We start from the raw sequence: 25,802 nt of genomic DNA on the forward strand, positions 1-25,802 counted from the left end.
AGAGTCGGGCAGCCTGCCGCGCGGACGTCGAGCGGGAGGCTGTCGTCGTTCAGGCAGCGGTCCAGCAGGGTCCACCGCTGTTCGGGTGTGGACCAGTCCCTTGGCTCGGCCGCGGGCTGCAGACCCGGTACGTCGAGGTCGGTGGTGAGGCCGCGTCGGGAGGTCCACTTGAGGAAGCCGCGAATGGAGCGCCGGGACGTCCGCCGGCGTCCAGCCAGTCGTCGACGTGCCGCTGGGTGACGGCGTCGAGGGCGAGGCCGGTCTCGGTCGTCCAGGTGAGGAAGGTGATGACGGACAGCAGGTGTTGCCGCAGGCGGGCAAGGCTCCCCGTAGTGAACCGCGTCCGCTCGGCGCGGCGTCGAGCGCCCCGGACGACGACCCAGCTGCCGTAGGCGCGCAGGAGGCTGCGGTGCTCGGGCGGGGCGCCGGCGGTCTTCATCTCCAGCCAGGGTTCGAGGCGTTCGAGGGACTCGTGGCGTTCGGGGAGGACGCCGAGGTGAACGAGGGTGGCGCGCAGGACGACGGCTGCGGGCCGGTTGGCCTCGGCATCGAGGACGTCGTGCGTCACCACGACGCCCGCGATGGCCAGGTTCCGTAGGAGTGCGGCGCCGCCGCTCGGCTTGTTGAGCCACGTCAGGATGGATCGGGCCCGGGCGACGGCGAGCAGGGCCTGGATCAGCGGCGCGAGTTGGTCGGGTGTGCTGCCGTCGGGGCCGGCGAACTCGGTGGCGAGGCGAGCGCGGAGCACGCAGCGCGCGCTTTCCGCTTGACCTGCTCGAACTCCAGCAGCGCTGGTATGCGGCCGAGGCGGCCTGGGCCGCCGACCCCAGCGAGGAGCGCCGCGCGGCGTTCGGCTCCATCGCCGCCGAGCTGTACGCCCACCCCTACTGGGCTGGCGTGGCAAAGAGGCACGAGGCAGAGATGAAGCTCAAGCAGGCCTGTCGGCCGGACGCCGGGCAGTCGCCCGCTGCCTGAGGAACGGTGTCACCCCCGGCCACGTCGTCGGACGGCGTGAAGAACACGTGCAGCTCGCGCGCGCGGTGATCAGCCGCTTGAACCGCGGATACGCGGTCCTCTCGATCGAGGTCATCCCCTCCCCGCCCGGTTTCCAGCCCCTACCGGACGCGCCGTACGCGCCCGCGCGGGATCCTCTCGGGCACCCAGCCCTGGGATGATCAGAACCGCGGAAGCCGAAACAACGCCGGGCCCCGGGTGATAGAGCCGCAGCAGGCACTCAGCCCTTCAAGATCATCCCACTGCCCCTTTTGGGCTCACCAGTGCCGGACCCCCCGTACGGTCCCTGGAACGCTACGCTCGCCCCGGCGTCGACGCGGTCGCCCGGCACGTCGCTGAGCGCGACCCCGCCGCCCGCCGTCGGGGTTGACCCCTACGGCACGTTTCTGGCGTATTCCGGCTGCCCTCCAACAGCGCCCCGACCTCGGACCAGTCCGACGCCCGGGCGTCGGAGTCCACGAAGGCCGAGACCAGCACCGGTGTGCCGGTCCGGGTGTGCTCGATCCCCAGGGCCCGGACCGCCGGCGAGCCCGCCGTGGTGCATCGTCAGGTTGTCGCCGATCAGCAGGTCGAAGCGCTCGCTGGGCGCCAGGCTCTCGTAACGCTCCCGGAACCGGCGCCAGTTGAGCCCGGCCCCCGGGGTCGTGACGTGGCAGAACACCCGCCATACCTCTCCCTCGCAGTCCCTGCAGGGGCACCGCGTGCTGAGCGAACGCAGCAGCGGGAAAAGCTCCTTGGCGGCATCCGCGAGCGGACGCAGCTGCTCGGGCGCTCCGTCCCGCAGCAGCCGCTCGCGCAGCTGCGCCGCGAGGCGGTGCGCCACGTCACGGCTGTCCTCCTCGCCCCAGCGCAGCGCCCCGATCCGGACGACGAAGAACCCGTGCCGGCGCAGGGCCGCCGCGCCCTCGGCGGCCACCGCCGGCAGGGAGCGGTCCCACCGGGTCCGGTCGCCCAGGGCCGTGCAGTCGATCAGTTCCTCAGTGACGGGAAACCTCACCTGACACCTTCCTCGTGCCTTTCTCCGTGCGTTGCTTGCAAGTGCTCGGCAGTGCTTGGCATTGCCTGCAACTACGTGACAGTGCTTGCGAGTGCGGCGCCGGCGTCGACCGGACCGCTGTCCGACACCAGGGCGAACCGGTGGACCGGCAGGTCAGACCCTGGTCACGTCCCGCGCTCCGGTGCCCGGCCGGATGACGTAGATCCCGGACCCGGGCAGCGTCTCCCGTGAGTCCTCCCGGAGCTGGTCGACGCTGATCTCGGCCGGCCACCGGGTGCGCAGCTCGGACCAGCGGACTCCTGCGAGGTCGACGTGCGTGAGGTCGGCGGTGCTCAGGTCCGCGGTGGTGAAGTCGTCCAGGATTTCCGAGAGGAATTCCAGGTCGAGGGTTTCCGGTTCGCCGAGCCCGAGCAGTTCTCCGACCTGCGCGGCCAGCGCCCGGGTGAGGTACTCCACCTCCTGTACAGCACGGGTCAGTTCTCCGCCGCGCACCGCGTACAGGAACACCTGGCAGGCCCGCAGGAATTCTGCGATCGCCGGATGCTCCGCGCTTCTCACGCGTTGGTCGATCGTCCCCGCCATTTCTCGGACAAGGACCTGTCCGACCCTGCCCGCCTGGTCGATCGCCGGGTAATGGGGTTCGAGCAGCGCCACGATTTCGTGAGCCATGTCCCGTAGTTCCCACCCGAGGGCGGCCCGCCCGTCCAATCCGTGGGCGATACCCTGGGCAATTCCCTGAGCGGCGAACACGGCCCTTTTCAACGGCATCCCGTGATACCGGCCGAACCCGAGTCCGAAGGTGAGGTCCTGCGCCAGGACGACCGTCCGGATCAGGAGATCGGCGAGGATCGCCGATGTGACCAGCGGATGCTCCCGCAGCTCCAGCCGTTGCTCGGGACCGATCAGCTCGAAGCGCTGGTGCATCAGGCCGACGTCGTAGAGGGGCGCGGCCGTCTCCTCGAACTCGGTCCTGGCCGTGGTCCGGGACATGATGGACACCAGTCCGGCCTCGACGTCCAACACCGCGTCCAGGCCCTCGGCCAGATCCTTGTGGTCGGCACTCAGCATCACCTCGCGCAGCCCGGCCTCCACGTGCAGGTGACGGTCAAGCCCCGTCAGGAACGCCGTCTGCACAGCTGTCAGCCAGTCCGAGAATTCACGGGTGCGCCGCTCGGGAACAGAATGCTCGCCCATCAATCCCCCTCTCGATCGGTCATCCTGCTGGACACGGCCAAGCGCGCCTTGAACAGGCTGGCCCGGACTGCCGCCGCCTTGAGCCCCAACTCGGCCGCGATCTCCGTCGGTTTGTAGCCGTCCAGCGTCCAGGCCAGAACCTGTCGCTGGCGGGCGGGCAGGTCACGCAGCAGGTGCAACACCTCCTGCTGTCCCTCCCATTCGGCGGCCTCGTCCGGCACCGGCAACAGCGAGGTCGGTTCGAGCGCGAGTTCGTCAATGCTCTCCTCGACCTGGCTGAAGGCCCGCACCAGCTCCCGGGACGCAACTCTTCGGCTCCACGCTTCCGGCGACTGGATTCGGTCCCACCGCTCGTACGCCTTGACCATCGTGTCCTGGGCCAAGTCCGCGGCCAGGGCGGCCGGGGCCCCCTGCCACATCAGGAACGCCACCAGCCTGCGGATGCACGTGCGATAGAAGTACGCGAACTCCCCGTCTCGGGAACTGGTTTCACTCCCGCTGTCGGAGGCGGAGGCCGGCAGGTGCCCGAGGGACGCCGCCGAGGCGGCCTCCCCGTCCGGACCGGTTTCACTCATGCGCGTCGTGACCCCGCTTCTCCTGCTGCACCGGCTGCCCCTGGCCGGCGTCGTCGGCATCGCACGCGCGCAGCGCCAGGACGACCACGACCGTAGGAGGCGGAGGCGACTGAGGCGGCAGAGGTGGCGGAGGCGACTGAGGCCGGTCCTGTTGGCGTGACCGTAACTGCCCCACGAGGGTGGCCAAGGCCCCCACCAGTCCCAGCACAGCTGCCGCAACCGAACCCACGACGGGATCCACCGTTCGCACTCCCCTGCTCTCGTTCAACACTTCTACAACCAGGAGGCCTGAGAAGGCGGAAGCGTTAACCGGTCCGAGGATTCTGTGACAGCCCGGCCGACGCGCGGCGCGGGCCGATCGGCCGGGCCGGACGGGTCCCGTGACCTATCGTGAGCGGGAGTGCCGGTGCGGCGTCCCGGCCAGGAGGCGTCCGCCGGGCACCGTGCTGCGCGCCTCACGACCGGTCGGCGTGTGCTCTGCGAGGAGTCTGGAGTAAGGCATGGGCCTCATCCACATCGAACTGTTCACCACCCTCGACCTCGTCGGGCAGGCGCCCGGCGGCCCCGACGAGGACCCGGTCGGGTTCCCGTACGGCGGCTGGCAGGCGCCCCTGATCGATCAGGTCACCGGGGCACAGATCCTCGCCGCGTACGAGGACACGGACGCCCTCCTGCTCGGCAGGCGCACGTACGACATCTTCGCCGCCTACTGGCCGCACCAGAAGGACGGGCCGGACAACGCGATCGCCGAGCTCTTCAACCGTGTCCCCAAGTACGTGGCCTCCCGGGGCACTCCCGACCTGCCCTGGGCCGGCTCCACGCAGCTCGGCCCGGACCTGCCCGCCGCGGTACGCGAGCTCCGCGACCGGCACGAACACGTGAAGGTCGTCGGGAGCCTGGACCTCGTCCAGACCCTCCTGCGCGACAAGCTCTTCGACCAACTCGACCTCTGGGTCCACCCGATCACCCTCGGCGTCGGAAAGAAGGTGTTCGACGAGGGCGCGGTGCCCACCAACCTCACGCTCCTCCAACCGCCGGCCGCCGGCCCGCAGGGCACCGTCTTCCTGCGCTACGGGCTCGCCGACGGCACACCCGTCACGGGCGACATGAGCGCGCCCGACCGCGGTCTCGGGCACGACAGCTGACACCCGCCCCGGACGGCGAGGACCACGGGTGAGCAATTTCGACGCCGTGCCGCTGACCTGCTAATATTCTTCTCGTCGCGAGGGAGATGATTCCTCATCAGGCGTCAGCGGTGCTACCAGAGCACGTCCTACTTTCAGTAGGAAGAGTCCGTGCGACCCGGGCCTGGCGCTCCACGGTCGGGCGAGGCCCGGCACCCACTCGGGTGCCGGGCCTCGCTCGCGTTCGCGGACCGTCCGCGGACCGTTCACGACCGTTCGAGGACCTGTCCCCGGACCCGTTCACGGACCGTTCGAGGACCGTCCGAGGCGGTCACCTGCGGCGGCGCGTCACTGCCAGACGCGGTAGACGGCGTCGCGCGCCTGGCCGAGGTACTGCTGGTAGGTGCCCAGGTTCCAGGCCGCCCAGGAGGCCCAGCCCCGGCCGGTGCCGTCGTTGTCGATCCTGAAGGCCTTGCGGGCCGACCAGCCCATGTCCTGCCAGTTCTCGGCGGTGACGACCTCCGCGTCGTGGTAGTGGACCTCCGGGTACCAGCGCTCGTTGATCTGCCAGGCGCCGAGGTCCTTGGTGCCCGGGTCGGGATCGGTGGGAAGGTTGGTGTGGACGGCCAGACGGTTGCAGCCGGACTCGGCCATGGCGATCGCCACGGCGTAGATCGCGTCGTCGTTGCGGCCCTCGCCGGACTTGTCCTTCGCGAAGCCCGCCAACTGGGCCTCACGGGCACAGGCGTCGATGCCGCTCTGGTCGCCGGCGGCATTGGCGGTGAAGGTGGTCGAGGTGAGGCTGAGGGCCAGGACGGCGACCGAACCGGTCAGCAGAGCACGGGTCTTGCGTAACACGCGAGTTCTCCCTTCGATGCCGGCCCGGGTCGGGCCGGGTACGGGGAAGGACGCTAGGCAGCGCGGGTAGACAAACGGTCAACGCGTGCGAGACCGCCGCCCTGTGCGCGGCGAGAGCGGTCAGCGGCGGGTCGGAACAGCGAGGCAGGGGCACAGGCGGCTACCGTGGCCGTGCCACGAAGGAGGCCCGGCATGGCGATCCAGCGAATGGACAACGTCCTCATCGTCGTCGACGACCTTGAGGCCGTCATTGCGTTCTTCGTCGAACTCGGCATGGAGCTGGAGGGCAAGGGGCCCCTCGAATGGCGCGGGGCGGAGCGCGTCATCGGGCTCGAGGACGTCCGCCAGGACATCGCCATGCTGCGGGTGCCGAACGGCCACGGGCGGGTGGAGCTGGCGAAGTTCCACCGGCCGAAGGCCATCACCGCCGAGCCGAAGGACCCACCGGCGAACACGCTCGGCCTCCGTCGCGTCATGTTCACCGTCGACGACATCGAGGACGTCGTCGCCCGCCTGCGGGCCCACGGTGCCGAACTCGTCGGCGAGATCGTGCAGTACGAGAACGTCTACCGGCTCTGCTACGTCCGCGGCCCCGAGGGCATCGTCGTCGGACTCGCCGAGCAGCTCGGCTGACGGCACGCTCGCACGGGTGAGTGCTCAGGCTCAGGCCGGCGGAGGCGGACGGCGTGAGGGCCTCGCCCCCGTCATGAGGGGGCGAGGCCGTCGGTGGTGCTGGAGGTCGGCCGCAGGCGCGTCCTGCGGGGAGCCGACGTGCGGGGCTACTTGCCGGCGGCCTTCATGGAGGTGACCGCCTCCGCCACGCTGGGGCGGTAGATGCCCATCTGCGGGTTCAGGACTCGTGCACCGCTGTTGAGCGGGAAGTTGCGGGTGTTGGCGAGGGGCATGTTGGTGTCGTCGTCGTCGACGAGCACGTTGAGTTCGTCGATGCCGGGGGCGGTGCCGGTGGTGGCGCCGCTCGGGTCGAGGTCGATCACCGCGTAGGCGTGCTGGCCGGCCGGGACCGGGAACCGCAAGGTGCCGCTGGCGAGTATCGGCTTGATGTTCTTGCTCTGGTCGGGGGAGACGGAGTTGCCCAGGTCGACCCCCGGGGAGGAACTCAGGGAGCAGGCGGTCGTGCCGGTGTTGTGCACGTCGATCACCCACTGGTTGGCTGCCCCGGCGCGTACGGTCGCGTTGATCTCGAGGTTCTGGATGTCGCACGGGCGGGCGTCGGAACCGGCACCGCCACCGTCGGACCGGGTGCCGCCGGACGGGCTCGCGCCGGACGGCGCGTGCGTGGCGGTGTGCGGCGCCCCCGCGGTGGCCGGTTTGCTCGCCGTGGGAGCAGCGGGCGCCGGGGCGCCCGGCGTCGAGGGCGCGGTGGCCGAGGCGGGGGCCGGGGCGGCGGTTGTGGGGGCCGTCGAGCCGCCCGCCGAGTCGGTGTTGTCGGGCCCGCACGCGGTCAACGCGAGCCCCGCCCCCACGACGAGGACGGCGGAGACGAGCAGCGGGCGACGACGGTGACGGACGGACATGGTGGCTCCCCGATGACGATGCGTGCTGACTGTTCGGACACCCCATAGGACCGTCGGCGGACGGCATTCGGTGGCACCCGGAGCGTCACAATCGTCAGGACATGACAGGGATCGGACTGTGACATTCGATGGGACACAGTGCACTTGACATCGCGTCACCTCGCGCCGAACCCCTCCGCGCCGCATCCCACCGCGCCCCGCCCGCCGGCGGCTCGCCGTCGAGTGCGGACGCGGTCGGCCATGGGATCCCGGAAGCGTCGGCTGCCGGGGCCGGGGGCCGGGGCCGACCGGTCCCGCCGGGAGCGCGACCGGTCGGGGGCCCGTGCCGGTGGCTCCGGAACGGCTGAGCCGGGGCCAATGTCAGTGCCCCGCGTTACGCTCGCCGCACCCTGAGGAAACCCGGATGGCCGCCTCCTCGACTTCGCCTACAGGAGGCGGTCCCCCGGTCCGCGAAGCCGCGCGCGCGATGGCCGAGCCGTGGGCGGCGTGCAACCGCCGACGTGCTGATGAGCGGCGCCATTGCGGGGGCTCAGCCGTCTGCCGTGGCGTTCGGGTCGAGTGCGTCCGGGTCGCCGCCGCCCCCTGACCTGCTCAACCCGGGCCGGCCCGGCGGCGGGGCGGACGGGGCCGCGATGTCCGGGCCCGTCGTCAGGCCGCGCTCCGCCCGTTGCCGAGCACCGCCTTGACGAGCCCGTCCAACGCCTTCGGGAACACCTCCGCGGGGTTCACCTCGGCATCCCCGGTGGTCAGTCCGGCGGTCAGGGTCCTGCTGCCGTCGGGCGTGCTGTACATCAGTGCCCCGTAGCCGCCCGGGGCGCCGCCGTTGTGGTGGTAGACGGTGCCGCCGTCCGGACCCAGGTCCTGCACGAACAGCCCGAGGCCGTAGCCGAGTTCCCCGTGCGGCGTGCGCATCTCGGCCAGCAGCGGCTCCGGCAGGAGCTTGCCCCCGTTCAGCGCGGAGATGAAGGTGTGGAGGTCCCGGGTGGTCGAGATCATGCCGCCGGCGCCGAGCAGCATGGAGAGGTTCTGCCGGGAGACGTCGACGACCTTCCACTCGTCGCCGTCCTGGTAGCGGTAGTAGCCGTGAGCGTGCGGCTCGGGCAGGTCCGTGACGGCGCCCGCCAGGACGGTGTCCCGCAGTCCGAGCGGCTTCAGGATCCGCCGCCGCATCTCCTCGCCGTAGGGGCGGCCGGCGAGCTGCTCGATCAGCAGCGCGGCCAGGGTGTAGTTGGTGTTGGAGTAGCTGAAGCCCGTCCCCGGCTCGAACCGCGCCGGCTTGGACAGCGCCAGCTCGACCAGCTCCTGCGGCCGGTAGGTGCGCAGCCGGTTGTCGACCCACTCCTTGCCCGTGGCGGGGATTCCGGGCACGACCGTCCCGTCCTCGTAGTACTCGCCGGTGTAGTTGAACAACCCGCTGGTGTGCTGCAGCAGCATCCGCACCGTGATCCGCTCGTCCAGCCCGAGCTCGGGCAGGTGGTCGGCCACCGGGGTGTCCAGGCCGATCCTCTCCTCGGCCACCAGCTGCAGCACCGCGGTCGCGGTGAAGGTCTTGACGACGCTGCCCGCCCAGAACCGCCCGTCCGTCGCCGGCTCGGCGCTCCCGCCCAGCTCGCGCACCCCGGCGCTGCCGACCCATTCGCCGTGCTCGTCATGCACCCGCATCTGCACCCCGGCGAAGCCGGCGGCGACGAACTCCTCGATGGCCTTCTGCAGTTCCGGGCGGTAGGACCGGTCGTTGTGCCCGACGGTGTGCAGGGACTCGCTCATGATCATTCCCGTCTCGTAGTGGGACGCGTGGCCCCTCTTCCGCGCTTGCGCTCCGCGTTTCCGACAACAGAAAAGCTACGTTGCTTTCAAATTTCCAACAAGCAACTCATTGCGCAAAAGTGACATCAGCCCAGATCAGAGCGCTTAAATCGTTGCAGTGATTCTGAATCTAACGCAACGACAGTTACCTTTACATTGCAATGGGATGATGATGAACGCTCCGCCGAGGCTGCCGCCTCGACTCGCCGGATCGGGAGCGGGAGCGGAAGCCAGCGCCCGGACTGTGACATTCGGTGGGGTGCGCCACCGTTGACGCCGCGCGAACTCCAACGCGGCGTACATCGGATACGGCCACGTCACCTACGGGACCCCCGTCTGGTGCGTCCAGGAGAAGATGCTCAACTTCATTGCCGGTTCGGCGCACCCGGGGCCGCCTGCTCCGGCACAGCTCGACAAGGACAGCTCCTTCGGGCCGGCCACGTACGGCACTGTCCAGTGGCTGCAGACCGCTTACCAGAGGATCAGCCGCTGCCGCCCGGATCAATGCATTTCTCCTCAGCTGCCTTGATGGCGTAGGGTCGGGTTCACCGACGCGGGGTGGAGCAGCTCGGTAGCTCGCTGGGCTCATAACCCAGAGGTCGCAGGTTCAAATCCTGTCCCCGCTACCACGAAGGCCGGGTCGGCGCACAGTGTGCGCCGACCCGGCCTTTTTTGTCAGGCCAGTTGGCGGTTGGCCAGGCTGCCGAGAGCAGGTGCTCACCGTTGGTCGGCGTCGACCAGGGTGCCGGGCTCGAAGAGGGCGTCGCGGGCGTCCAAGGCGTCCGACTTCGCGGCCTGGCCGGTGGGCAGGGAGCAGTGAGATGGGCTGCTACGGGTGGTAGAGGGCCTGGGCGCGCGCCATGTCGGCAGGCCCGTCCCCGTCAAGGTGCAGGAAGTAGCCCACCTGCCACAGCTGCGTGGCACGTGCCTGACGGTTGGCCGTGGTCACCCACGGCGGGTAGACACGGAAACCCCGCTTCCCGCCCACGTGGTCCCGGGACACGATGCCCCGCTCGCACAGCACCTCGCACGGGAACACGAACTGCCCGAAGTGGCCGCCGTCGCGGCTGCTGACGACGACAAGGTCAACCCCGTCATCGGCGTCGAAGGGCCTGATCGGCCCGCCCTCGGACCGCTGCCACACGGTGACGAACTGGCCGACCTTCGTCGGGGTGGTCTTCGCCACACGGAACCGAACCGCGAGGCCGTCGAGGGTGAACCCGTGCGCCGCGTACTCGGCACTCTCCGCTTCGGGCACCGGCTGCGAGCAGGCAAAGCCACTCGGGTCGTACACCGATGCCTTCGCCGCCAGGAGGTCACCGTGAAGCCCCGCCCACGGCCGGTTCGTCGCCATTGCCCCATCCTGCCACCACACCCGGAGGTCACAGCCACCGCGTCGGTTCTCAACCAGGAATGCGGCTCGCGCGAGGGGCGTGGGGGGTGAGGCAACCGACCCTGTCCGCACCCCGGGGCCCGTCCTTTACCGTGCGGGCGACCTCACCGCCGCGGAGCCTACCTCACCACCTGCGGCAGTCGGCCCGTTACCGGTCCGAGGCCGTCGACGTCGTTCCCGCGTGGCCCGCCCGGTGTGAGGGCGAGCGACGCTTCCGGTCGGAGCGGGTGAAGGGCCTGTGTGGGAGAGTACGACGCGATCATGAATCCTGGGGGTGGACCAATGCACACACGTCACTGCGCGGTGGCTGGGGTTGTTCTGGCGGTTCTCGCCGTGTCGGCCTGCTCGACCGGCCCGCAGCCCCGCCCGGGCAGCGCGGCCTCCAGCCGGGTGCCTCTGGAGCGGCTGCGGGACGGCCTGCTGACCCAGAACCGGCTCCCCCAGGGATTCCGGCTGAACACCGAGGAGGTCAACTCGACGACGACCCGTCCTCCGTACACCCCGTCGACGGTCCCCATCGCGGCGATGCCGTGCAAGGAACTCGGTGTCGACTCCTTCATGACGACCCACGCCCCACCCGCGAAGGATGTCGCGGTGGGAGTGGAACGGACACCGGTCGGCGACGACGACCTCGGCTGGTTCGGCCAGGAGGTGCTCGACCGGTACGCGCCCGGGCAGGCGGCCGCGGTCATGGACGCCATTCGCGGTGCCGCCGGGCGCTGCGCCTCCTACACCAGCACGCTCGTGGACGGTACGCAGCTCCCGGAGACCGCGTCCGTCACGGCGGCCAAGGTACCGACCGACGACAGCCTGCTGCTCCACCTCACGTCGACCTTCCCCGAGGACGGGACCACGTTCGTCAAGGTGACCGCGTTCGCCCGCGTGGGCGATGTGATCCTCATGGTGCAGCATGCCGCCGTGGACAAGGCGTCGTCGGACACGGAGACCGTGCTCACGGCCGCGGTGACGGCGTACCGCTCCGCCGCCGGCGGCTGACGCGCAGGCCACCCCGGGCACACCGCCGGCGCCGGGTCACGTCCGGACGCCGCGCCGGGGGCGGCTCGAACCCGTTCGGGCCGCCCCGCTCACGCGCCGATCGGGAGCGGCCGCGCTGCCGCTCCCGCGGCCGTCAGGACGCGCAGTCGCGGCAGATGGGTTGACCGTTCTTGTCCTCACCGGCGAGTTGGGCACGGTGGTGGACCAGGAAGCAGGTCATGCAGGTGAACTCGTCCGCCTGCAGGGGCACGACCCGGACGGTGAGTTCCTCCCCGGACAGGTCGGCGCCCGGAAGCTCGAGACCTTCGACGGCCTCGGGCTCCACGTCGACGGCGGAACTCTGCTTGTCGTCGCGCTGGCTCTTCAGTGCCTCGATGCTGTCGTCGCTGCTCTCGTCGCCGGTGTCGCGCGGGGCGTCGTAGTCGGTTGCCAAGGTGGTGTCTTCTCCTCAAGGGTTGCTTCCGGCGGGCGGGTCGTGCCGCCTGCCGGCCCGCGAAGTGCGGGCCGGGCGCGTGCTTGTTTCCGATCCCGCCCGTGGTGCACCACCATCCCACCTATCGGGGCCGGATGGCGCGCGCCCGGCCTTGTGGAGGGCACCGACGTCCTGAGGCACTGCACCGGATCCCGGCCGTGATCCGGCACGGTGGAAGGATCAGGGGCTCCAGTACTGGTAGGAGTCTGTGATCGTCTGGCCTGTATTCCTCGGCGTGGTGGGCGTAGATGTCACCGTGAGTAGCATCCGAGGGTCTGGCGGTTCCAGGTCCCTCCGGTCGGCATAAACGGCCGCCCCTCGGCGTGGGAAGGATGGAAGTCACAAGCAGAGTGGGGGCCGATCTGCCGTTACCGGGACTGCCAGGAACCTCCCCACTCACGCGGCCTATGTTCCACGCACTACGGCAGAGGGATCTCCCAGTTCGCTCGTGACGCCATCCTCGCCCTCCAAAATGGCGTGTGCCTCTGCGGCACATCCGACCCAGGGGAGCGAGGATGGCATCTCGACCACGACCACGCGCACAACTGCCCCCTGCACGAGCCCGGAAACTACTGCCCGAGCTGCGCGCGCGCCATGCTCTGCATCAACTGCAACCGGCACGGGCTCGGCTGGTACGAGAACACCTGGCGGAGGATGGGCAACGCCCCCATCCCCGTGCTCGAAGAGTGGGCTACCCGACGCCTTGTATTCCGCGGCGCGGTCGATTCGCCAGAGGTCACAGTGAGCTATGCCCTCACCAGCGAAGCGACGGCCTTGGCGATCTCCGACGAGGACTGAGCCGGCGCGCCGGCGTCCGGGCCGGCGGTGACGATGGCGGCCCACCGGCGCTGCCCGCCGCCCAGGTGCCGGGCCAGATCCAGCAGCGTCCACCCCGGACAGGTCGGCACCTGCACGCCGAGATCGGGCGCGGACTGCACCACGGCACGGAACACGGACGACCGCTCGTCGATCAGCTTGAGCAGCTCGGGAACTCGGGAGTCTTATGCACACCCGGCTGTCTATCAAGCTGCCGGTCGACCGACGCTGTCCCGGAACTGACGCCGTGAAGGCAATTCCCACGATCCCGGTGTGATCGGCATACTTCCGCGCATGGACATCGTGGACAACGACCCCCGGCCACACCACTACCGCTTCGCGCACAAGGTGCTCGCCGGCCTCGCCCGGGACCTCGGGCCGCGGATGCTCGACGGCGAACCGGAGCAGGGCTTCGGCCCCGGGCTGGTCTCCCTCTGGAAGGACTTCGGCGAGCGGCTCCCCGCAGCGGACCGGCTGCCGAGCGACGGCCTGGACGCGAACCTGATCACGCTGGGCCCGCACCGGTTGCTGGTGGTCGAACTGCCACGGCCCGCCGCACCGGCGGAGGCGTACTACACCGCCGTCGTCCAGCCGGGCGGCGCCGACCACTGCCGGTACTTCACCCTGGAGCTGGCGGCGAACCCGTTCACGCGGGAGACGTACACGGTGCTCGGAGAGTGGGCGGACGGCAGCCACCTCAACCTGGGCCCCGGCCCGGCAGCCGATCTGTCCGGCTTCCTGACCGCCGTGGTGGAACTCCTGGCCAAGTCGGCACCCGGCCCCGTCGCGGCCACACACCCGGCCCCGCCCGCCCCGCAGGACAAGCCCGAACGCCGCGGCCTGCGAAGGCTGTTCGGCCGCTGACCCGCCCCCCGAGGACGGTGCGGCCCACGGTCGCCGACCGCGGGCCGCACCGTCCGTCCGCAGGCAGAGCATGTCCCCAGCCACCCGCACGCCGAGTCGGCAACCGCCCTGCGGAGGGGGCGGGTTGGAGGCACCACCCTCTGGCTTCGGCCGCAATCCAGTTCTGCCAGACGTGGATGGTGTTGGGCACCTCGGGGCGATCGAGGAGCCAAAGAACATAGCCGGCATGCCGCCGCGCCCATGGGTTGTCAGACCGAGCGGCGGTTTCCAGCCTGCCGCGCAGATCCTCGCTGTCGACGACTCGGGCAACGCGCAGGTACTCGCGGTCCTTGCAGTGGTAGGCCCTCTGATCCGCACGTCTGGTCGGCCCCTCTGATCCGCACGTCTGGTCTGCCTCTCGTCGTCGATTGCCGCGGCAAGGAACGCCTCGCGTCGGTGCGGCGTCGCTCCGTTGGCTGTTGTGTGTGGCGCCCTGTGTCACACCAGCGCCGCGCCGCCGTCTACTGCGAGCGTGGTGCCGGTGACGTAGGCGTTGGACAAGACGAAGAGATAGGCCGCCGCGGCTTCCTCGGCAGTGCCGACACGCCGCGTGAGCAGCTCGGACCCGGCGCCCTGGAGGAAAGCCTCCGGGTCCGGGACACTGCCGTCCCACAGCTCGGTGCGGATCACACCGGGCTGGATCACGTTGACGCGCAGAGGGGCGAGTTCGACGGCGAGTGCTCGGGACAGGGCCTCGATGCCGCCGGTGATGCCTGCCGTGAGCGCGGTTCCGGACAGGGGGCGGATCGCCAGGACGCCGGAGCTGAAAGTGATCGACCCGCCGTCGCGCAGTCGCGGTGCGGCGTACTTGGCGGAGAGGAACGCGCCCCAGAACCGGCGCTCGAAGACGGCCCTGGCCTCCTGCGGGGTGGTGTCGACCAACGGCTTGATCAGCAGAGATTCGCCTGCGGTGTAGACGAGGTGGTCGAACTCCCCGACCTGCTCGAAGAATGCGGCGATGGCGTCGCCGTCGGCGACGTCCAGGCGGCGGCCTTCGGCCCGCTCGCCCAGCCGCTTCGCCGCGGCGTCCACGCGGTCCTGATTGCTGGAGGCGACCACGACGTCCGCGCCGGCCGCCGCGGCCTGTCGGGCCACCGCGAAGCCGATGCCGGAGGTTCCACCGATGATCACGATCTTCTTGCCAGCCAGAGACATGGGATGGGATCCGTTCCTTCGTCGATGCAGTGCCGGGGTTCGGCTACCGCTATGGCAAGAACGTACGCCTCCACATTGAGACGGTGAATGCCTTGAAGTCTCGATTGCCTGTCATATCGTCTCGCCATGCAGGCGCTAGAGTGGCGCTGTGGACATCCTGAGCGACACACTCGAAGTCCTGCGCACGGGACGTCCGATGGTGACGCGCACCGACGCGCACGCCCCGTGGGCCCTGAAGTTCCAACCCATCTCAGGAGCCGGCTTCCACGTGGTGGTGGAAGGACACTGCTACCTGCTGCCACCGCACGGCCAACCGCTCGCGCTCGGACCCGGCGACATCGTGTTCCTGCAGCGCGGCAGCGGACACACCCTGTGCGATGTGCCGGGCCGCGATCCGGTGGACTTCGTACCGGACCGCGTGGACCGTTCCTCGCCGATCGGCCAGGTCACCGTGGACGGACCGGGGCCGCACACGGTGCTGGTGTGCGGCGCGTACGCGATCGACGTTGACCGCCCGCATCCGCTGTTCAGTGATCTACCGGAGGTCATCCACCTCCCCGCGGTTCCGGGCCGCCACCCGGTGCTGCGCTCGGCGGTCGATCAGCTGTGCGCCGAGTTCCACGCGTCGCAGCCGGGCTCGGACGCGGTCGTCACGGCGCTCATCGATCTGCTGCTGCTGTACATCCTCCGGTCGTGGTACGCCGAACTGCCGAAGGAGCGGACCCGGGGTTGGGCGGCCGCGCTGACCGACCCGGCAGTCGCCCCGGCCCTGAAGGCGATCCACGACGATCCCGGCCATCCCTGGACCGTGGAGTCGCTGGGCACCCGCGCCGGACTGTCCCGCGCGGCGTTCGCCCGCCGCTTCGCCTCGGTGGTCGGCGAGCCGCCGTTGACCTACCTGACCAACTGGCGGATGGCCACCGCGGCACGGTTGCTGCACCAGTCGCCGGCCCCGCTGAGCACAATCGCGCAGCACACGGGGTACACGTCGGAGTTCGCCTTCGCCAAGGCTTTCAAACGACACTACGGATCGCCGCCGGGGGCCTACCGCAAGCAGGCCAGGACGGCAGGCGACGAACCACGCGGATACGAGTGACGACGGGGGCCAGGACATCACCGCAGCGGATTGGGAGGCGGTGGCCGCTCGCCGCCCCCTCCAGTTCTCGAATGGCTGGACCACGGCCGGTGAGCGATGGTGAGGCAACCGGCGATGATCACCTCCCGCGTAGGCTCTCGCCTGATCGCAGTCGCCAAGAGAGGTAGAGATGGGCCAGAAGATCATCCGGTTCTCGGACCTGACCGGCACGCACGTGGAGAACGACGACGACCTGGTGCGCATCGTGGTGCGCCAGCACCCCGACCTGGAGGACGGCCCGGTCGAGATCGAGGCGCTCGGCAGTGAGCTGACCGCGGTGGAGGAGCTGGCGCTCGACCTGGTGACGGTCGAGCTGCACTACCCGGACGCCGACGGACCGGAGACGGTCGTCATGGAGGCCGAGGCGTTCAACCGGCTGGCCTCGGCCACCCCGATGACGGAGGTACTGCGCAGCGCCAAGCGGGTGGCCCCGACGGTTCCGAGCCAGGCCGCGGCGCCGGCCGGCACCAGGGAGCGGGTCAACTACGCGAGCCTGGAGCACGCCGGCCGGCCGCACAAGGGCCGCACCACCGACGCCGAGAAGCAGCTCGTGCAGCAGCACCTGGACGAGATCAACGAGCGGCTGGCCGCCGCGGGCATCCGGACGATCGACCTGAACAGCCCGGAGCACGTGGCCCGGTACGGTCTGGAGGCCCTGGCCCGCGAGCGCGGCGTCACGCTCGGCTGATCGCGTCAAGCGCGCAATCGGGGCCGGCGCCGCCGGTGGCGGCGCCGGCCCTGGGCGTACTAGAGGTTGAACGTCGCCAGCACCGGCGAGTGGTCCGAGGGCTGGTTGTGCGGGGCCGCCGGTCGGGCTTCCGTCACGTTCGGCAGTTGGCCGTTCCCCGTGGACACCTTCTGGAACCTGGCCAGCAGCGAGTGGCTGATCATGATGTGGTCGATGAGCTCGTGCTGGCCTTCGAAGATGCGGGAGAAGCCGCCCTGTTCCAGGATCTTGGGGGCCAGGTTCCACAGGCGTTCGGCGTCGCCCTGGTCGGGGCGGTCGAAGCCGGGGGTGCCCATCTGGGAGCCGGGCGGGCCGTACAGGATCTGGGTGGTGGCGGCCTGCCACTCGTCGTTGCAGTCGCCCAGGACGATGACGTCGTGGGTCCGGCCGTCACCCTGGAGCAGGTCGTCGGCCAGGGCGCGCATGGTGACGGCCTCGGCGGTGCGGCGGAAGAGCGCGTACGCCTCGTAGCGGGCCCGCAGGCGTTCGTCGGTGGTGCTGTGCTGCGCGTTCGGGAAGGTCAGCAGCTTCGACTTGAGGTGGCAGACGGCCACCTGGAGGCTCTGGCCGGGGGTCGGTTCCACCCGGACGGCCAGGCCGCCGCGCCCCATCTCGCTGGTCTGGCTGTTCGGGATGCCGTCGTCCTCGACCTGGATGGCGTGCAGGTGATCCGGGAAGTCCTTGCGCTGCTGGACGTCCAGCAGCGGGAAGCGGCTGATGACGCCGACCCGGATGCCGCGGGGGTCCGGGTGGTCCGACAGGGCGGTGTGCCAGGTGCCGGGCAGTTTGGCCACCAGGTCGTCCAGCGCTTCCTGGCTGCCGACCTCCTGCACCCCGAGGAGGTCCGGACCGAGCTGGGTGATGACGCCGGCCAGGGCTTCGACCTTGGCGTCGTAGGTGGCTTGGTCCTTGGCGGCGCACTTGGTGGGGTCGGGGGTACTGCCGGCCGGCAGCGGTCGGCAGAAGTTCTCCAGGTTCCAGGTCCCGATGATCGCCATAACTGCTCCCGCTGATCGTGGCCGACGCCACCGTCGGCCGCTCCAGCCGTTTATCCCCCAGGAGGTCACGCAGCGGCGTGAGCCCGCCTCGTACCGCCGCTGTCTTTCACTCGGGTGCAGGTGCAGGCGTCGGCAGTGTGCTCAGCCCGGGCGGTCCCTGCCGGACGGCTGCGGACCGACGATCGCTCGTCTGCGGGGCCCGAAGTCGCGCAGGCCGGACTCGCCGCCCGGGTGCGCGGCGCCTGGGTCGCGTTCGCAGGACGGGAAACCCGGGCTGGGCCGCCTACGACCCACAGCGCCCCATGGCGGAGGCCCTCGACGGCTGAGCAACCGTCAGCAGCCCGCCCGGGAACGGCCTGCCGGGAGGTGGGGGCTGGCGGTGACCGCGTACGAGCGGGTCGCCGAGGTCGTCAACCCGTTGCCGACCCGCCGACTCGATGCGACAGCGGCACGCAGGCATCGCAGGCATCGCGCGAGAAGCGCACCCTTCCTGCGGCGTGCCGCCCCGCACGGTGGTTCCGGTCAGTCGGTGGCCGTCAGTGCCTCGCGTGCGGTGGTGAGGATCTCCTCGGAGAGCGGGGAGCCTTTGGTGGCCCGGGACAGGACGAGGGCGCCGAGCATGGTGCACAGCCGGGTGATGCCGTCCTGGTCCTTGGTGTCGAGCCAGTCGGCGAAGTCGCCCACTCCTTGGGTGTAGACGCGGCGGGCCTCGCTCTGTCCGCCGTCGCGGGCCATGTCGGTGGCGAGTGCGGCGGCGGGGCACCCGTCTGCCGCGCTGTCGCGGTGCTCGGCGGAGAGGTAGGCGTCGATCAGCGCCCGCTGGGCGGCGTCGCGCTGCCCGGCGTACTGATCGAGCCCGTCCTTGTGGTGCTGGGCGAGTTCGCCGAACGCGTGGGCGGTGGCCTCGTCGATGAGTGCCTCCTTGGAGGCGAACTGCTTGTAGAAGCCGCCGTGGGTCAGACCAGCCGCCTTCATGAGGTCGGCGACGCTGACGTGGGTCCCCTGTTCCCGGAACAGGCGGGAGGCGGTTTCCACGACCCGCCGGCGGTTCTCCTCCGCCTGCGCCTGTGATACGCGGCCCATCGGCCACCTCCCGATTGGATGTCGACTGGCATCTATCTTAGACCAGTGCTTAGATTGCAGTCGTAATCTAATTGGTGCGGTCGCCTGAACGCGGCCGTGGCGCTGGGAGTGGGCATGGAACTGAAGGACGCGGTAGCAGTGGTCACCGGCGCCAACCGGGGGCTCGGGCGGCATCTGGCCGCCCAGCTCGTGGAACGCGGGGCCAAGGTGTACGCGGCGGCCCGTCGCCCCGAAACGGTGGACCTTCCGGGTGCCATCGCGCTGCGGCTCGACGTGACGGACGCGGAGTCGATCCGGGCGGCGGCTCGCACCGCCTCCGACGCGACGCTGCTGGTCAACAACGCGGGCATCTCCACCGGAACGCCCCTGATGACGGGCAGCCCGGACATGGTGCGCCTGGAGATGGAGGTGAACTTCTTCGGCCCGCTCGCCGTGACGCGGGCTTTCGCCCCGGTCATCGAGGCCAACGGCGGCGGCGCCGTGCTCAACGTGCTGTCGGTCCTGTCCTGGCTGCACCCGGCCGACCTCGGCGCCTACGCCGCGGCGAAGGCCGCGGCCTGGGCGCTGACCGGCGCGGCCCGGGAGGAACTGGCGCCCCGGGGCATCGCCGTCTCGGCGCTGCACGTCGGATACATGGACACGGGCATGGCCGCGAGCGTTCCCGCCGACCAGAAGGCCGACCCCGCCGAGGTCGCCGCCCAGGCCCTGGCCGGCATCGAGCGGGGACTGCCCGAGATCCTCGCCGACGAGACCACCCGGCACGTGAAGCGGAGCCTGGCCGTATCGCCGAACGCCGCGTGAGGCGCACCCACCCGCATCGGCGTGGGGCGTCACGAACCAGCAGTTGATACCAGAAAGTACCTCGTACCGGGGCAGCCCGAAGCGAGCGGAGATCCCGTCCCTGTGCGGACGAGACAGGGAGACAGCGATGAAGGCCTACGTGATCGAGAAGTACGGTGACCAGTCCGCGGTGCGCGCCGCCGAGATGCCCGATCCGGAGCCGGGCGCCGACGACGTGCTGGTCGAGATCCACGCGGCGAGCGTCAACCCTCTGGACTTCAAGATCCGCGACGGTGCCTTCAGGCGGATCCTCCCGTACCGCCTCCCACTCGTGCTGGGCAACGACCTCGCCGGAGTGGTGGTCCAGGTCGGCTCGGCCGTCACCCGCTTCGCGGTGGGTGACGAGGTCTACGCCCGGCCCACCAAGGACCGCATCGGCACCTTCGCCGAACTCATCGCCGTCCACCAGAACGACCTGGCCCACAAGCCGGCCACCCTCACCATGGCCCAGGCCGCCTCCCTTCCCCTGGTAGCCCTCACCTCATGGCAGGCGCTGGTCGAGAGGGCACAGGTCCAGCCGGGCCAGAAAGTCCTGATCCACGCAGGCTCCGGCGGAGTGGGCACCGTCGCCCTCCAACTGGCCAGGCACTTGGGCGCACACGTGGCCACCACCGCGAGCGCGGCCAACTCCGCCCTGGTCAAGGAACTCGGAGCGGACGTCGTCATCGACTACCGCACCCAGGACTTCGAGGAGCTCCTGGACGGCTACGACGTCGTCCTGGACACCCTCGGCGGCAAGACCCTGGACAAGTCGCTGCGGGTCCTCAAGCCGGGCGGGAAGGTCATCAGCATCGCCGGGCCCCCCGACGCGGACTTCGCCCGCGAGCTCGGCGCGAACCTGGTCCTGCGGCAGGCGATGAACGCGCTCAGCTTCAAGACCCGACGCCACGCCAAGCGCCAGGGCGTGACCTACTCCTTCCTGTTCATGAAGGCCAGCGGCGACCAGCTGCGCGAACTCACCCGGCTCATCGACGCCGGAGAGGTCCGCCCCGTCGTCGACCGTGTCTTCCCCTTCGAGCAGACCCTCGAAGCCATGGAGTACGCCGAGCAGGGCCGCGCCAAGGCCGGCAAGGTCGTCATCGCGATGGCGTGAGGGCCAACCCCCGCCACACCACCGACAGGCCCCGGGCAGCGAGAGGATCCCGCCTCCCACCACCCCTCCCTTCCGCACCCCAGGAACCGATCATGAGCGCACCGCGCAGTTCCCCCGCCCCCACGCCCGCCCCGTCGTCGTACAAGGACGTGCCGACTCGTTCGGTGTCCGTGCGCGGCGTCGACTTCGCCTACCGGCAACTCGGCCCGGAAGGAGACGGCGTACCGCTGATCCTGCTCCACCACCTGAGCGCAGTCCTGGACAACTGGGACCCCCGCGTCATCGACGGACTCGCCGCCCGGCGCCGGGTGATCACCTTCGACAACCGCGGAGTCGGAGCGTCGGGCGGTTCCACCCCCGACACCATCGAAGCGATGGCCCGCGACGCGGTGCTGTTCATCCGTACCCTGGGCTTCGAGCACGTCGACCTGCTCGGCCTGTCGATGGGCGGCTTCATCGCCCAGGTCATCGCAGCCGAGGAACCGCAGCTGGTGCGCAAGGTCATCCTCGCGGGCACCGGCCCCGCCGGAGGCCCCGGCATCGACAAGGTCACCGCACTCACCCTCCGGGACATCCTGAAAGGCTTCCTGACCCGCAAGGACCCCAAGCAGTTCCTCTTCTTCACCGACACCGAACACGGCCGACGCGAAGCACACGCCTTCCTGGAACGGCTGAAGGAGCGCACGGACCGCCGCGACAAAGCCATCTCGCTGAGGTCGTTCCGCGCCCAGCTGAAGGCCATCCACCGGTGGGGCCTCCAGCCGCCGGCCGACCTGTCCCGCATCCGCCAGCCAGTCCTGGTGGCCAACGGCGAGAGCGACCGGATGGTGCCGAGCGAGAACACCCTCAACCTCGCCGCACGGCTGCCCCGGGGCGAACTCGTCCCCCTCTACCCGGACGCCGGGCACGGCGGAATCTTCCAGTTCCACGACGAGTTCGTGGCCAGGGCCCTCGCATTCCTCGAAGCACGGCCCGACGCCTGACCGCTGAGGCCACATCCCCCGCCGTCCCGGGCGCGGCCGGGACAAGGCGGGCCCGGGACGAGCCAGCCCGCCCTCGATCAGACGCCCTCCTGCCCGCCGGCAGTCCCAGCGGCATCCCCGAGAACGCCCTCGACACCGCATGCCGGATCCACCTCGCCACAAGCACGCGGACGCCCAACCGATGCCCAACCTCCCGGCGAGAACGGGCAGGCGGCACAGCCGTAAGCCGTCGGCGCAGCCGTGCCGTCGGCGCAGGGGCGGATCACAGCAGGCGCAGAGCATGCCGGGGGGCCGCGGAGCATGCGCGCAACAGCCACGGGGCTTGTGCTCGAAGCTGCTCCGCAGGGGGCCTATCCGATCCCGTGTGCGCAAAAAGTCCGCGCGTGATCATCGATGTCCGGTCGCGATACGCTCGCCGTCAGCACGATGTGGAGGAGTGACGATGGGGACGCACGAGCGGTGGACGCGGCTGCTGGAGATCCTGGGCGAGCAGGGCCGGATCGAGGTCGCGGAGGCCGCTGAGCTGCTGGGCGTGTCCCTGGCCACGGTCCGCCGTGACATGGAGGAGCTGGCCCGCCAGCAGCTGCTGACCCGTACGCGCGGCGGCGCGGTGCTGAGCGAGGTCGCGTACGACCTGCCCCTGCGGTACAAGACCGCGCGCCAGGCGGACGAGAAGCACCGGATCGCGCGTGCGGCTGCGGGCCTGGTCCGGCCCGGGTCGGTGGTCGGCCTGAACGGCGGCACCACGACGACGGAGGTCGCCCGCGAGCTGGCCACCCGGGCCGACCTCGCCGACCACGCGCACGGCACGGCGCTGACCGTCGTCACCAACGCCATCAACATCGCCCATGAGCTGGCGGTCCGGCCCTACGTGAAGACCGTGGTGACCGGAGGCGTGGCCCGGTCCAACTCCTACGAGCTGACCGGGCCGCTGGCCACCACGCTGCTCCGGGGGCTCTCGCTGGACTACGCGATCCTCGGTGTGAACGCGCTCGACCCGAAGTACGGTGCCACCGCCCACGACGAGGGCGAGGCCAGCGCCAATCGGGCGATGGCCGAGCGGGCGGAGAAGGTGATCGTGGTCGCCGACTCCACCAAGCTCGGCCAGCGGGCCTTCGCCCAGGTCTGCACCATCGGCGAGATCGCGGTCCTGGTCACCGACAAGGGCGCTCCGGACGAGCTGGTCGAGCAGCTCGGCGGCCAGGGCGTGGATGTGCGGTGCGTCTGACGGTGTGTCAGAACGTCTGCACCGAGCCGCCTCGGCGGGCCGCCCGGAGCACCCCGAGCAGGCGGGTGACCTCCGCAGCCATGGCGGAGCGTCCGGCACCGAGGTAGCGGCGGGTGTCGACGAGGCGCGGGTCGCCGGCGAGCGCCTCGCGGACGGCGGTGGTGAAGACCCGGTTGAGGTGGGTGGCGATGTTGACCTTGGTCATGCCGTGTTCCACGGCGGCGGTGAGGTGCCCGTCGGCGACACCGGAGGAGCCGTGCAGGACCAGCGGGACGGGAACGGCGGCGCGCAGGGCGCTGATCAGGTCGAAGTCGAGCGCCGCGTCGCGGGTGAGCATCGCGTGCGAGGTGCCGACGGCGACGGCGAGGGCGTCGACGCCGGTGGCGGCGGTGAAGGCGGCGCCTTCGGCCGGGTCGGTGCGGACGCCGGGGGCGTGCACGCCGTCCTTGCCGCCGACCTCGCCCAGTTCGGCCTCCACCCACACCCCGGCGGCGTGGCAGTGGGCGACCACGTCGGCGGTGGCCCGGACGTTCTCCTCGTAGGGCAGCACGGAGGCGTCGAACATGACCGAGGAGAAGCCGAGTTCGACGGCGTGGTGGACGAGGTCGGCGGAGGTGGCGTGGTCCAGGTGGACGGCGACCGGCACCCCGGCCGCCTCGGCGACGGCGAGGACGGCGGTGGCGATCGGGCCGAGTCCGCCGTGGTAGCGGACGGCGTTCTCGCTGAGCTGGAGGACCACCGGCGCCCCGGCGGCCTCGGCGCCGGCGACGATGGCCTGGGCGTGTTCGAGCTGGATGACGTTGAACGCACCGACGCCGCGCCCGTCCTTGGCGGCAGCAGTGACGATCCGGCCGGTACCGGTCAGCGGCATGGGGATTCTCCTGTGCGTGCGGGGAGGGGCTCTGCGGTCGCCTGGCCGAGCAGGCGGCGGTGGACGGCGGGGTCGAAGTCGCCGGCCAGTGGCGCGGCGACGGCGGCGGCGGACAGCGCCACGGCCCGGGTGAGCCGCTCGGGCCACGGCGTCCCGGCGACCAGGCCCAGGGCGAGCGCCGCCACCGCCGCGTCACCCGCGCCGGCGGGGTTGCCGGCGATCGCCTCCGGCGGGCGGGCGGCCCAACTCCCTTTCAGGGTGCAGGCGATGAGGCCGGCCGGACCGAGGGAGGCGACCACGGCCCGGGCGCCCGCGGCGCGCAGCGCCTCGGCACCCGCGCGGGGGTCGCCGGTGCCGCTGGCCTCGGCGAGTTCGTGGGCGTTGGGCTTGACGACGGCGGGTGCCTCGGCGAGTCCGGCGCGCAGGGCCTCGCCGGCCGTGTCGAGGACGGCGGGCACGCGGTGGGCCCGGGCCAGCCGGATCAGGACGGCGTAGGCATCGGCGGGAATGCCGCCGGGCAGGCTGCCGGAGAGCACGACGGCCTCGGCCCGGGAGACGAGTTCGCCGTACCGGTCGAGGAAGAGCGCCCACTCGGCCGCGGTGACGACCGGTCCGGGCTCCAGCAGGATGGTGGTGTCGCCGAGGTCCTCGTCGACGACGGCCACCGTGCGACGGCTCTCGCCCGCGATCGGGACCAGCCGATCGGTGATCCCGGCCTGGGCGAGATCGCGCCGCAGGGCCTCGCCGGTGGGTCCGCCGGCCAGGCCGGTGACGACGGTGTCGTGGCCGAGCGTGTGCAGGACCCGGGACACGTTGATGCCCTTGCCGCCGGCCCGCGCGGCCGTCTCCCGCACCCGGTTGCTCGCGTGGGGGCGGAGCCGGCCGAGCCGGTAGGTGACGTCGAGTGCGGCGTTGAGCGTGACGGTCAGGATCATCCGTCGGCCCCCCGCCGCGTCTGACGCGGCACCGGCGAGCGACGTCGTACGGGTGTCGCGGGCCGGCCGGCCGGGGGGAGGTCCTGGGCGAGCAGGGCGGCTCCCAGGCAGCCGGCCTGGTGCCCGAGTTCCGCCGGGACGATCCGGGGCGCTTTCTGGAAGGACAGGCGTTCGGCCAGGGCGGCCCGCAGCGGGTCGAAGTACGCGGCTCCGGCCCCGGCCAGCCCGCCTCCGATGACGATGCGCTCGGGGTCGAGGAGGGTGATCGCGGCGCTCAGGCCGTCGGCGAGTGCGTCGATCGCCTCGCGCCACACCTCGGCGGCCACCACGTCACCGGATGCGGCGCGCTGCCGGACGTCCTTGGCGCTGACGTCCTTGGCGCTGACGGCCTTGGCGCTGACGTCGGCCGCCCCGGTGGCGTCGCGGTAGCGGCGGGCGATGGCCGAGGCCGACGCGACGGTCTCCAGGCAGCCGCGGCTGCCGCACGGGCACGGCTCCCCCGCGGGCCGCACCGTCAGGTGCCCGAGCTCCCCGGCGTAGCCGTGGCTGCCGGTCAGGGCCTTTCCGTCGAGCACGATCGCCGAGGCGATACCGGTACCGACCGGGACGAACAGGAAGGAGCGGCAGCCCCGGCCCGCTCCGAGGCGGGCCTCGGCGAGCCCGCCGGCGCGGACGTCGTGCCCGAAGGCGACCGGGAGTCCGAGCGCTTCCGCCAGCCAGTCCCGAACGGGCACCCGTCGCCAGCCGAGATTGGCGGCGAACACGGACGTTCCGGACGCCTCGTCGACGATGCCCGGCACGGCGATGCCCGCCGCCCTCGGCGCGTACCGCCCGGCGAGGTCGGCGGCACAGGTCAGGACCGTGTCGAGGACGGCGTCCGGGCCGCGGTCGGCCCGGGTGAACCAGCGCTCGCTGTGGACCAGGGAGCCGTCCTCGGCCACCACACCGGCCTTGATCTGGGTCCCGCCGACATCGAGTGCGATGACCGTCATGCCGCCCCGCCCGTCCGCTCTTGCCCGACCGCGCGCTTGGTGCCCCCGCTCCGCCCGACCGCGGCCTGCGCGTCCGCGC

At 71.1% G+C, this 25,802-nt stretch carries 27 protein-coding genes and 1 tRNA gene; 12 read left to right on the forward strand and 16 right to left on the reverse strand.

All coding sequences use genetic code 11. The features are described from left to right. Positions 1 to 49 precede the first annotated feature (49 nt). The 4 genes from ACZ52J_RS27350 to ACZ52J_RS27365 form a co-directional block, all read right to left on the reverse strand. Complete coding sequence (locus tag ACZ52J_RS27350; protein ID WP_465622480.1) at positions 50 to 748, reverse strand: hypothetical protein; 699 nt, start codon at positions 746 to 748, stop codon at positions 50 to 52. 639 nt (positions 749 to 1,387) lie between these two features. Further along, entirely contained in the window at positions 1,388 to 2,011 is a 624-nt protein-coding gene (locus ACZ52J_RS27355; protein ID WP_465622481.1) for a hypothetical protein, read from the reverse strand. Between the two features lie 153 nt (positions 2,012 to 2,164). Beyond that, complete coding sequence (locus tag ACZ52J_RS27360; RefSeq protein ID WP_465622482.1) at positions 2,165 to 3,208, reverse strand: hypothetical protein; 1,044 nt, start codon at positions 3,206 to 3,208, stop codon at positions 2,165 to 2,167. Then, positions 3,205 to 3,780, reverse strand: a complete 576-nt coding sequence (locus ACZ52J_RS27365) for an RNA polymerase sigma factor (protein WP_465622484.1) — start codon at positions 3,778 to 3,780, stop codon at positions 3,205 to 3,207. Before ACZ52J_RS27365 ends, ACZ52J_RS27360 begins: the two co-directional genes overlap by 4 nt. A 500-nt stretch (positions 3,781 to 4,280) precedes the next feature. On the opposite strand from ACZ52J_RS27365, the gene ACZ52J_RS27370 reads away from it, so the two are divergent. Continuing rightward, on the forward strand, positions 4,281 to 4,925 hold the full coding sequence (locus ACZ52J_RS27370; protein ID WP_465622485.1) for a dihydrofolate reductase family protein: 645 nt from the start codon (positions 4,281 to 4,283) through the stop codon (positions 4,923 to 4,925). Between the two features lie 327 nt (positions 4,926 to 5,252). On the opposite strand, the gene ACZ52J_RS27375 is transcribed toward ACZ52J_RS27370, so the two are convergent. Further along, complete coding sequence (locus ACZ52J_RS27375) at positions 5,253 to 5,762, reverse strand: transglycosylase SLT domain-containing protein (RefSeq protein WP_465622487.1); 510 nt, start codon at positions 5,760 to 5,762, stop codon at positions 5,253 to 5,255. Between the two features lie 192 nt (positions 5,763 to 5,954). Between ACZ52J_RS27375 and ACZ52J_RS27380 the strand changes: the two genes are divergently transcribed. After that, on the forward strand, positions 5,955 to 6,395 hold the full coding sequence (locus ACZ52J_RS27380; RefSeq protein WP_360510166.1) for a VOC family protein: 441 nt from the start codon (positions 5,955 to 5,957) through the stop codon (positions 6,393 to 6,395). A gap of 146 nt (positions 6,396 to 6,541) precedes the next feature. On the opposite strand, the gene ACZ52J_RS27385 is transcribed toward ACZ52J_RS27380, so the two are convergent. Both ACZ52J_RS27385 and ACZ52J_RS27390 read right to left on the reverse strand, forming a co-directional pair. Further along, complete coding sequence (locus ACZ52J_RS27385) at positions 6,542 to 7,297, reverse strand: DUF4232 domain-containing protein (protein ID WP_465622488.1); 756 nt, start codon at positions 7,295 to 7,297, stop codon at positions 6,542 to 6,544. A gap of 648 nt (positions 7,298 to 7,945) precedes the next feature. Then, complete coding sequence (locus ACZ52J_RS27390) at positions 7,946 to 9,064, reverse strand: serine hydrolase domain-containing protein (protein ID WP_465622489.1); 1,119 nt, start codon at positions 9,062 to 9,064, stop codon at positions 7,946 to 7,948. A gap of 591 nt (positions 9,065 to 9,655) precedes the next feature. Between ACZ52J_RS27390 and ACZ52J_RS27395 the strand changes: the two genes are divergently transcribed. Next, positions 9,656 to 9,732: transfer RNA gene (locus tag ACZ52J_RS27395), tRNA-Met, on the forward strand. Between the two features lie 200 nt (positions 9,733 to 9,932). Here ACZ52J_RS27395 and ACZ52J_RS27400 read toward each other — a convergent pair. Continuing rightward, positions 9,933 to 10,457 carry a MepB family protein gene (locus ACZ52J_RS27400; RefSeq protein WP_465622491.1) on the reverse strand — a complete coding sequence of 175 codons (525 nt, stop codon included), beginning with the start codon at positions 10,455 to 10,457 and terminating at the stop codon, positions 9,933 to 9,935. A 321-nt stretch (positions 10,458 to 10,778) separates the two neighbouring features. Here ACZ52J_RS27400 and ACZ52J_RS27405 point away from each other — a divergent pair, with 321 nt between their 5' ends. Beyond that, entirely contained in the window at positions 10,779 to 11,492 is a 714-nt protein-coding gene (locus ACZ52J_RS27405; protein WP_465622492.1) for a hypothetical protein, read from the forward strand. Positions 11,493 to 11,625: 133 nt separating this feature from the next. On the opposite strand, the gene ACZ52J_RS27410 is transcribed toward ACZ52J_RS27405, so the two are convergent. Beyond that, positions 11,626 to 11,925: a DUF4193 domain-containing protein gene (locus tag ACZ52J_RS27410; RefSeq protein WP_360268914.1), complete on the reverse strand. Its 300-nt coding sequence runs from the start codon at positions 11,923 to 11,925 to the stop codon at positions 11,626 to 11,628. A gap of 471 nt (positions 11,926 to 12,396) precedes the next feature. On the opposite strand from ACZ52J_RS27410, the gene ACZ52J_RS27415 reads away from it, so the two are divergent. Beyond that, positions 12,397 to 12,762 (forward strand): endonuclease domain-containing protein, encoded by a 366-nt coding sequence (locus ACZ52J_RS27415; protein WP_465622590.1) that lies wholly within the window; start codon positions 12,397 to 12,399, stop codon positions 12,760 to 12,762. Here the strand turns inward: ACZ52J_RS27415 and ACZ52J_RS27420 are convergent. After that, positions 12,711 to 12,917: a maleylpyruvate isomerase N-terminal domain-containing protein gene (locus ACZ52J_RS27420; protein WP_465622493.1), complete on the reverse strand. Its 207-nt coding sequence runs from the start codon at positions 12,915 to 12,917 to the stop codon at positions 12,711 to 12,713. The genes ACZ52J_RS27415 and ACZ52J_RS27420 overlap by 52 nt on opposite strands. A gap of 157 nt (positions 12,918 to 13,074) precedes the next feature. Here ACZ52J_RS27420 and ACZ52J_RS27425 point away from each other — a divergent pair, with 157 nt between their 5' ends. After that, positions 13,075 to 13,644, forward strand: coding sequence for a hypothetical protein (locus tag ACZ52J_RS27425; RefSeq protein ID WP_465622495.1), 570 nt, complete (start codon positions 13,075 to 13,077; stop codon positions 13,642 to 13,644). Between the two features lie 477 nt (positions 13,645 to 14,121). On the opposite strand, the gene ACZ52J_RS27430 is transcribed toward ACZ52J_RS27425, so the two are convergent. Beyond that, positions 14,122 to 14,838, reverse strand: coding sequence for an SDR family oxidoreductase (locus ACZ52J_RS27430; RefSeq protein WP_465622496.1), 717 nt, complete (start codon positions 14,836 to 14,838; stop codon positions 14,122 to 14,124). A 148-nt stretch (positions 14,839 to 14,986) separates the two neighbouring features. Here ACZ52J_RS27430 and ACZ52J_RS27435 point away from each other — a divergent pair, with 148 nt between their 5' ends. Further along, on the forward strand, positions 14,987 to 15,934 hold the full coding sequence (locus tag ACZ52J_RS27435) for an AraC family transcriptional regulator (protein ID WP_360504359.1): 948 nt from the start codon (positions 14,987 to 14,989) through the stop codon (positions 15,932 to 15,934). Between the two features lie 169 nt (positions 15,935 to 16,103). Further along, on the forward strand, positions 16,104 to 16,661 hold the full coding sequence (locus ACZ52J_RS27440; protein WP_465622498.1) for a hypothetical protein: 558 nt from the start codon (positions 16,104 to 16,106) through the stop codon (positions 16,659 to 16,661). Positions 16,662 to 16,720: 59 nt separating this feature from the next. Here ACZ52J_RS27440 and ACZ52J_RS27445 read toward each other — a convergent pair whose 3' ends face one another. Next, on the reverse strand, positions 16,721 to 17,698 hold the full coding sequence (locus ACZ52J_RS27445; protein ID WP_465622499.1) for an endonuclease/exonuclease/phosphatase family protein: 978 nt from the start codon (positions 17,696 to 17,698) through the stop codon (positions 16,721 to 16,723). A gap of 522 nt (positions 17,699 to 18,220) precedes the next feature. Beyond that, entirely contained in the window at positions 18,221 to 18,781 is a 561-nt protein-coding gene (locus ACZ52J_RS27450) for a TetR/AcrR family transcriptional regulator (protein WP_465622500.1), read from the reverse strand. A gap of 114 nt (positions 18,782 to 18,895) precedes the next feature. Between ACZ52J_RS27450 and ACZ52J_RS27455 the strand changes: the two genes are divergently transcribed. The 4 genes from ACZ52J_RS27455 to ACZ52J_RS27470 all read left to right on the forward strand — a co-directional run bounded on the left by ACZ52J_RS27455 (position 18,896) and on the right by ACZ52J_RS27470 (position 22,925). Beyond that, the gene (locus tag ACZ52J_RS27455; protein WP_465622501.1) at positions 18,896 to 19,582 is read left to right on the forward strand and encodes an SDR family oxidoreductase; all 687 of its coding nucleotides are present in this window, start codon (positions 18,896 to 18,898) and stop codon (positions 19,580 to 19,582) included. Between the two features lie 127 nt (positions 19,583 to 19,709). Next, positions 19,710 to 20,714 carry an NADP-dependent oxidoreductase gene (locus ACZ52J_RS27460; RefSeq protein ID WP_465622502.1) on the forward strand — a complete coding sequence of 335 codons (1,005 nt, stop codon included), beginning with the start codon at positions 19,710 to 19,712 and terminating at the stop codon, positions 20,712 to 20,714. Between the two features lie 92 nt (positions 20,715 to 20,806). Next, entirely contained in the window at positions 20,807 to 21,697 is an 891-nt protein-coding gene (locus ACZ52J_RS27465) for an alpha/beta fold hydrolase (RefSeq protein WP_465622504.1), read from the forward strand. Between the two features lie 442 nt (positions 21,698 to 22,139). Then, the gene (locus ACZ52J_RS27470) at positions 22,140 to 22,925 is read left to right on the forward strand and encodes a DeoR/GlpR family DNA-binding transcription regulator (RefSeq protein WP_465622506.1); all 786 of its coding nucleotides are present in this window, start codon (positions 22,140 to 22,142) and stop codon (positions 22,923 to 22,925) included. Positions 22,926 to 22,932: 7 nt separating this feature from the next. On the opposite strand, the gene ACZ52J_RS27475 is transcribed toward ACZ52J_RS27470, so the two are convergent. The 3 genes from ACZ52J_RS27475 to ACZ52J_RS27485 are packed head-to-tail and all read right to left on the reverse strand — an operon-like array spanning position 22,933 to position 25,723. Then, positions 22,933 to 23,796, reverse strand: coding sequence for a class II fructose-bisphosphate aldolase (locus ACZ52J_RS27475; protein ID WP_465622507.1), 864 nt, complete (start codon positions 23,794 to 23,796; stop codon positions 22,933 to 22,935). Beyond that, positions 23,787 to 24,731, reverse strand: coding sequence for a 1-phosphofructokinase family hexose kinase (locus ACZ52J_RS27480; protein WP_465622509.1), 945 nt, complete (start codon positions 24,729 to 24,731; stop codon positions 23,787 to 23,789). Before ACZ52J_RS27480 ends, ACZ52J_RS27475 begins: the two co-directional genes overlap by 10 nt. After that, positions 24,728 to 25,723 carry an ROK family protein gene (locus ACZ52J_RS27485; RefSeq protein WP_465622510.1) on the reverse strand — a complete coding sequence of 332 codons (996 nt, stop codon included), beginning with the start codon at positions 25,721 to 25,723 and terminating at the stop codon, positions 24,728 to 24,730. The genes ACZ52J_RS27480 and ACZ52J_RS27485 overlap by 4 nt, the downstream gene beginning before the upstream one ends. Positions 25,724 to 25,802: the final 79 nt, after the last annotated feature.

The sequence above is a fragment of the Kitasatospora sp. NPDC034035 genome (genome assembly GCF_055575755.1).

Coding starts and splice junctions, on each gene's coding strand:
- ACZ52J_RS27470 (WP_465622506.1), top strand. CDS start 22,140: ATGGGGACGCACGAGCGGTGGACGCGGCTGCTGGAGATCCTGGGCGAG.
- ACZ52J_RS27405 (WP_465622492.1), top strand. CDS start 10,779: ATGCACACACGTCACTGCGCGGTGGCTGGGGTTGTTCTGGCGGTTCTC.
- ACZ52J_RS27485 (WP_465622510.1), bottom strand. CDS start 25,723: ATGACGGTCATCGCACTCGATGTCGGCGGGACCCAGATCAAGGCCGGT.
- ACZ52J_RS27425 (WP_465622495.1), top strand. CDS start 13,075: ATGGACATCGTGGACAACGACCCCCGGCCACACCACTACCGCTTCGCG.
- ACZ52J_RS27465 (WP_465622504.1), top strand. CDS start 20,807: ATGAGCGCACCGCGCAGTTCCCCCGCCCCCACGCCCGCCCCGTCGTCG.
- ACZ52J_RS27480 (WP_465622509.1), bottom strand. CDS start 24,731: ATGATCCTGACCGTCACGCTCAACGCCGCACTCGACGTCACCTACCGG.
- ACZ52J_RS27440 (WP_465622498.1), top strand. CDS start 16,104: ATGGGCCAGAAGATCATCCGGTTCTCGGACCTGACCGGCACGCACGTG.
- ACZ52J_RS27445 (WP_465622499.1), bottom strand. CDS start 17,698: ATGGCGATCATCGGGACCTGGAACCTGGAGAACTTCTGCCGACCGCTG.
- ACZ52J_RS27430 (WP_465622496.1), bottom strand. CDS start 14,838: ATGTCTCTGGCTGGCAAGAAGATCGTGATCATCGGTGGAACCTCCGGC.
- ACZ52J_RS27475 (WP_465622507.1), bottom strand. CDS start 23,796: ATGCCGCTGACCGGTACCGGCCGGATCGTCACTGCTGCCGCCAAGGAC.
- ACZ52J_RS27380 (WP_360510166.1), top strand. CDS start 5,955: ATGGCGATCCAGCGAATGGACAACGTCCTCATCGTCGTCGACGACCTT.
- ACZ52J_RS27390 (WP_465622489.1), bottom strand. CDS start 9,064: ATGAGCGAGTCCCTGCACACCGTCGGGCACAACGACCGGTCCTACCGC.
- ACZ52J_RS27450 (WP_465622500.1), bottom strand. CDS start 18,781: ATGGGCCGCGTATCACAGGCGCAGGCGGAGGAGAACCGCCGGCGGGTC.
- ACZ52J_RS27460 (WP_465622502.1), top strand. CDS start 19,710: ATGAAGGCCTACGTGATCGAGAAGTACGGTGACCAGTCCGCGGTGCGC.
- ACZ52J_RS27365 (WP_465622484.1), bottom strand. CDS start 3,780: ATGAGTGAAACCGGTCCGGACGGGGAGGCCGCCTCGGCGGCGTCCCTC.
- ACZ52J_RS27370 (WP_465622485.1), top strand. CDS start 4,281: ATGGGCCTCATCCACATCGAACTGTTCACCACCCTCGACCTCGTCGGG.
- ACZ52J_RS27455 (WP_465622501.1), top strand. CDS start 18,896: ATGGAACTGAAGGACGCGGTAGCAGTGGTCACCGGCGCCAACCGGGGG.
- ACZ52J_RS27385 (WP_465622488.1), bottom strand. CDS start 7,297: ATGTCCGTCCGTCACCGTCGTCGCCCGCTGCTCGTCTCCGCCGTCCTC.
- ACZ52J_RS27400 (WP_465622491.1), bottom strand. CDS start 10,457: ATGGCGACGAACCGGCCGTGGGCGGGGCTTCACGGTGACCTCCTGGCG.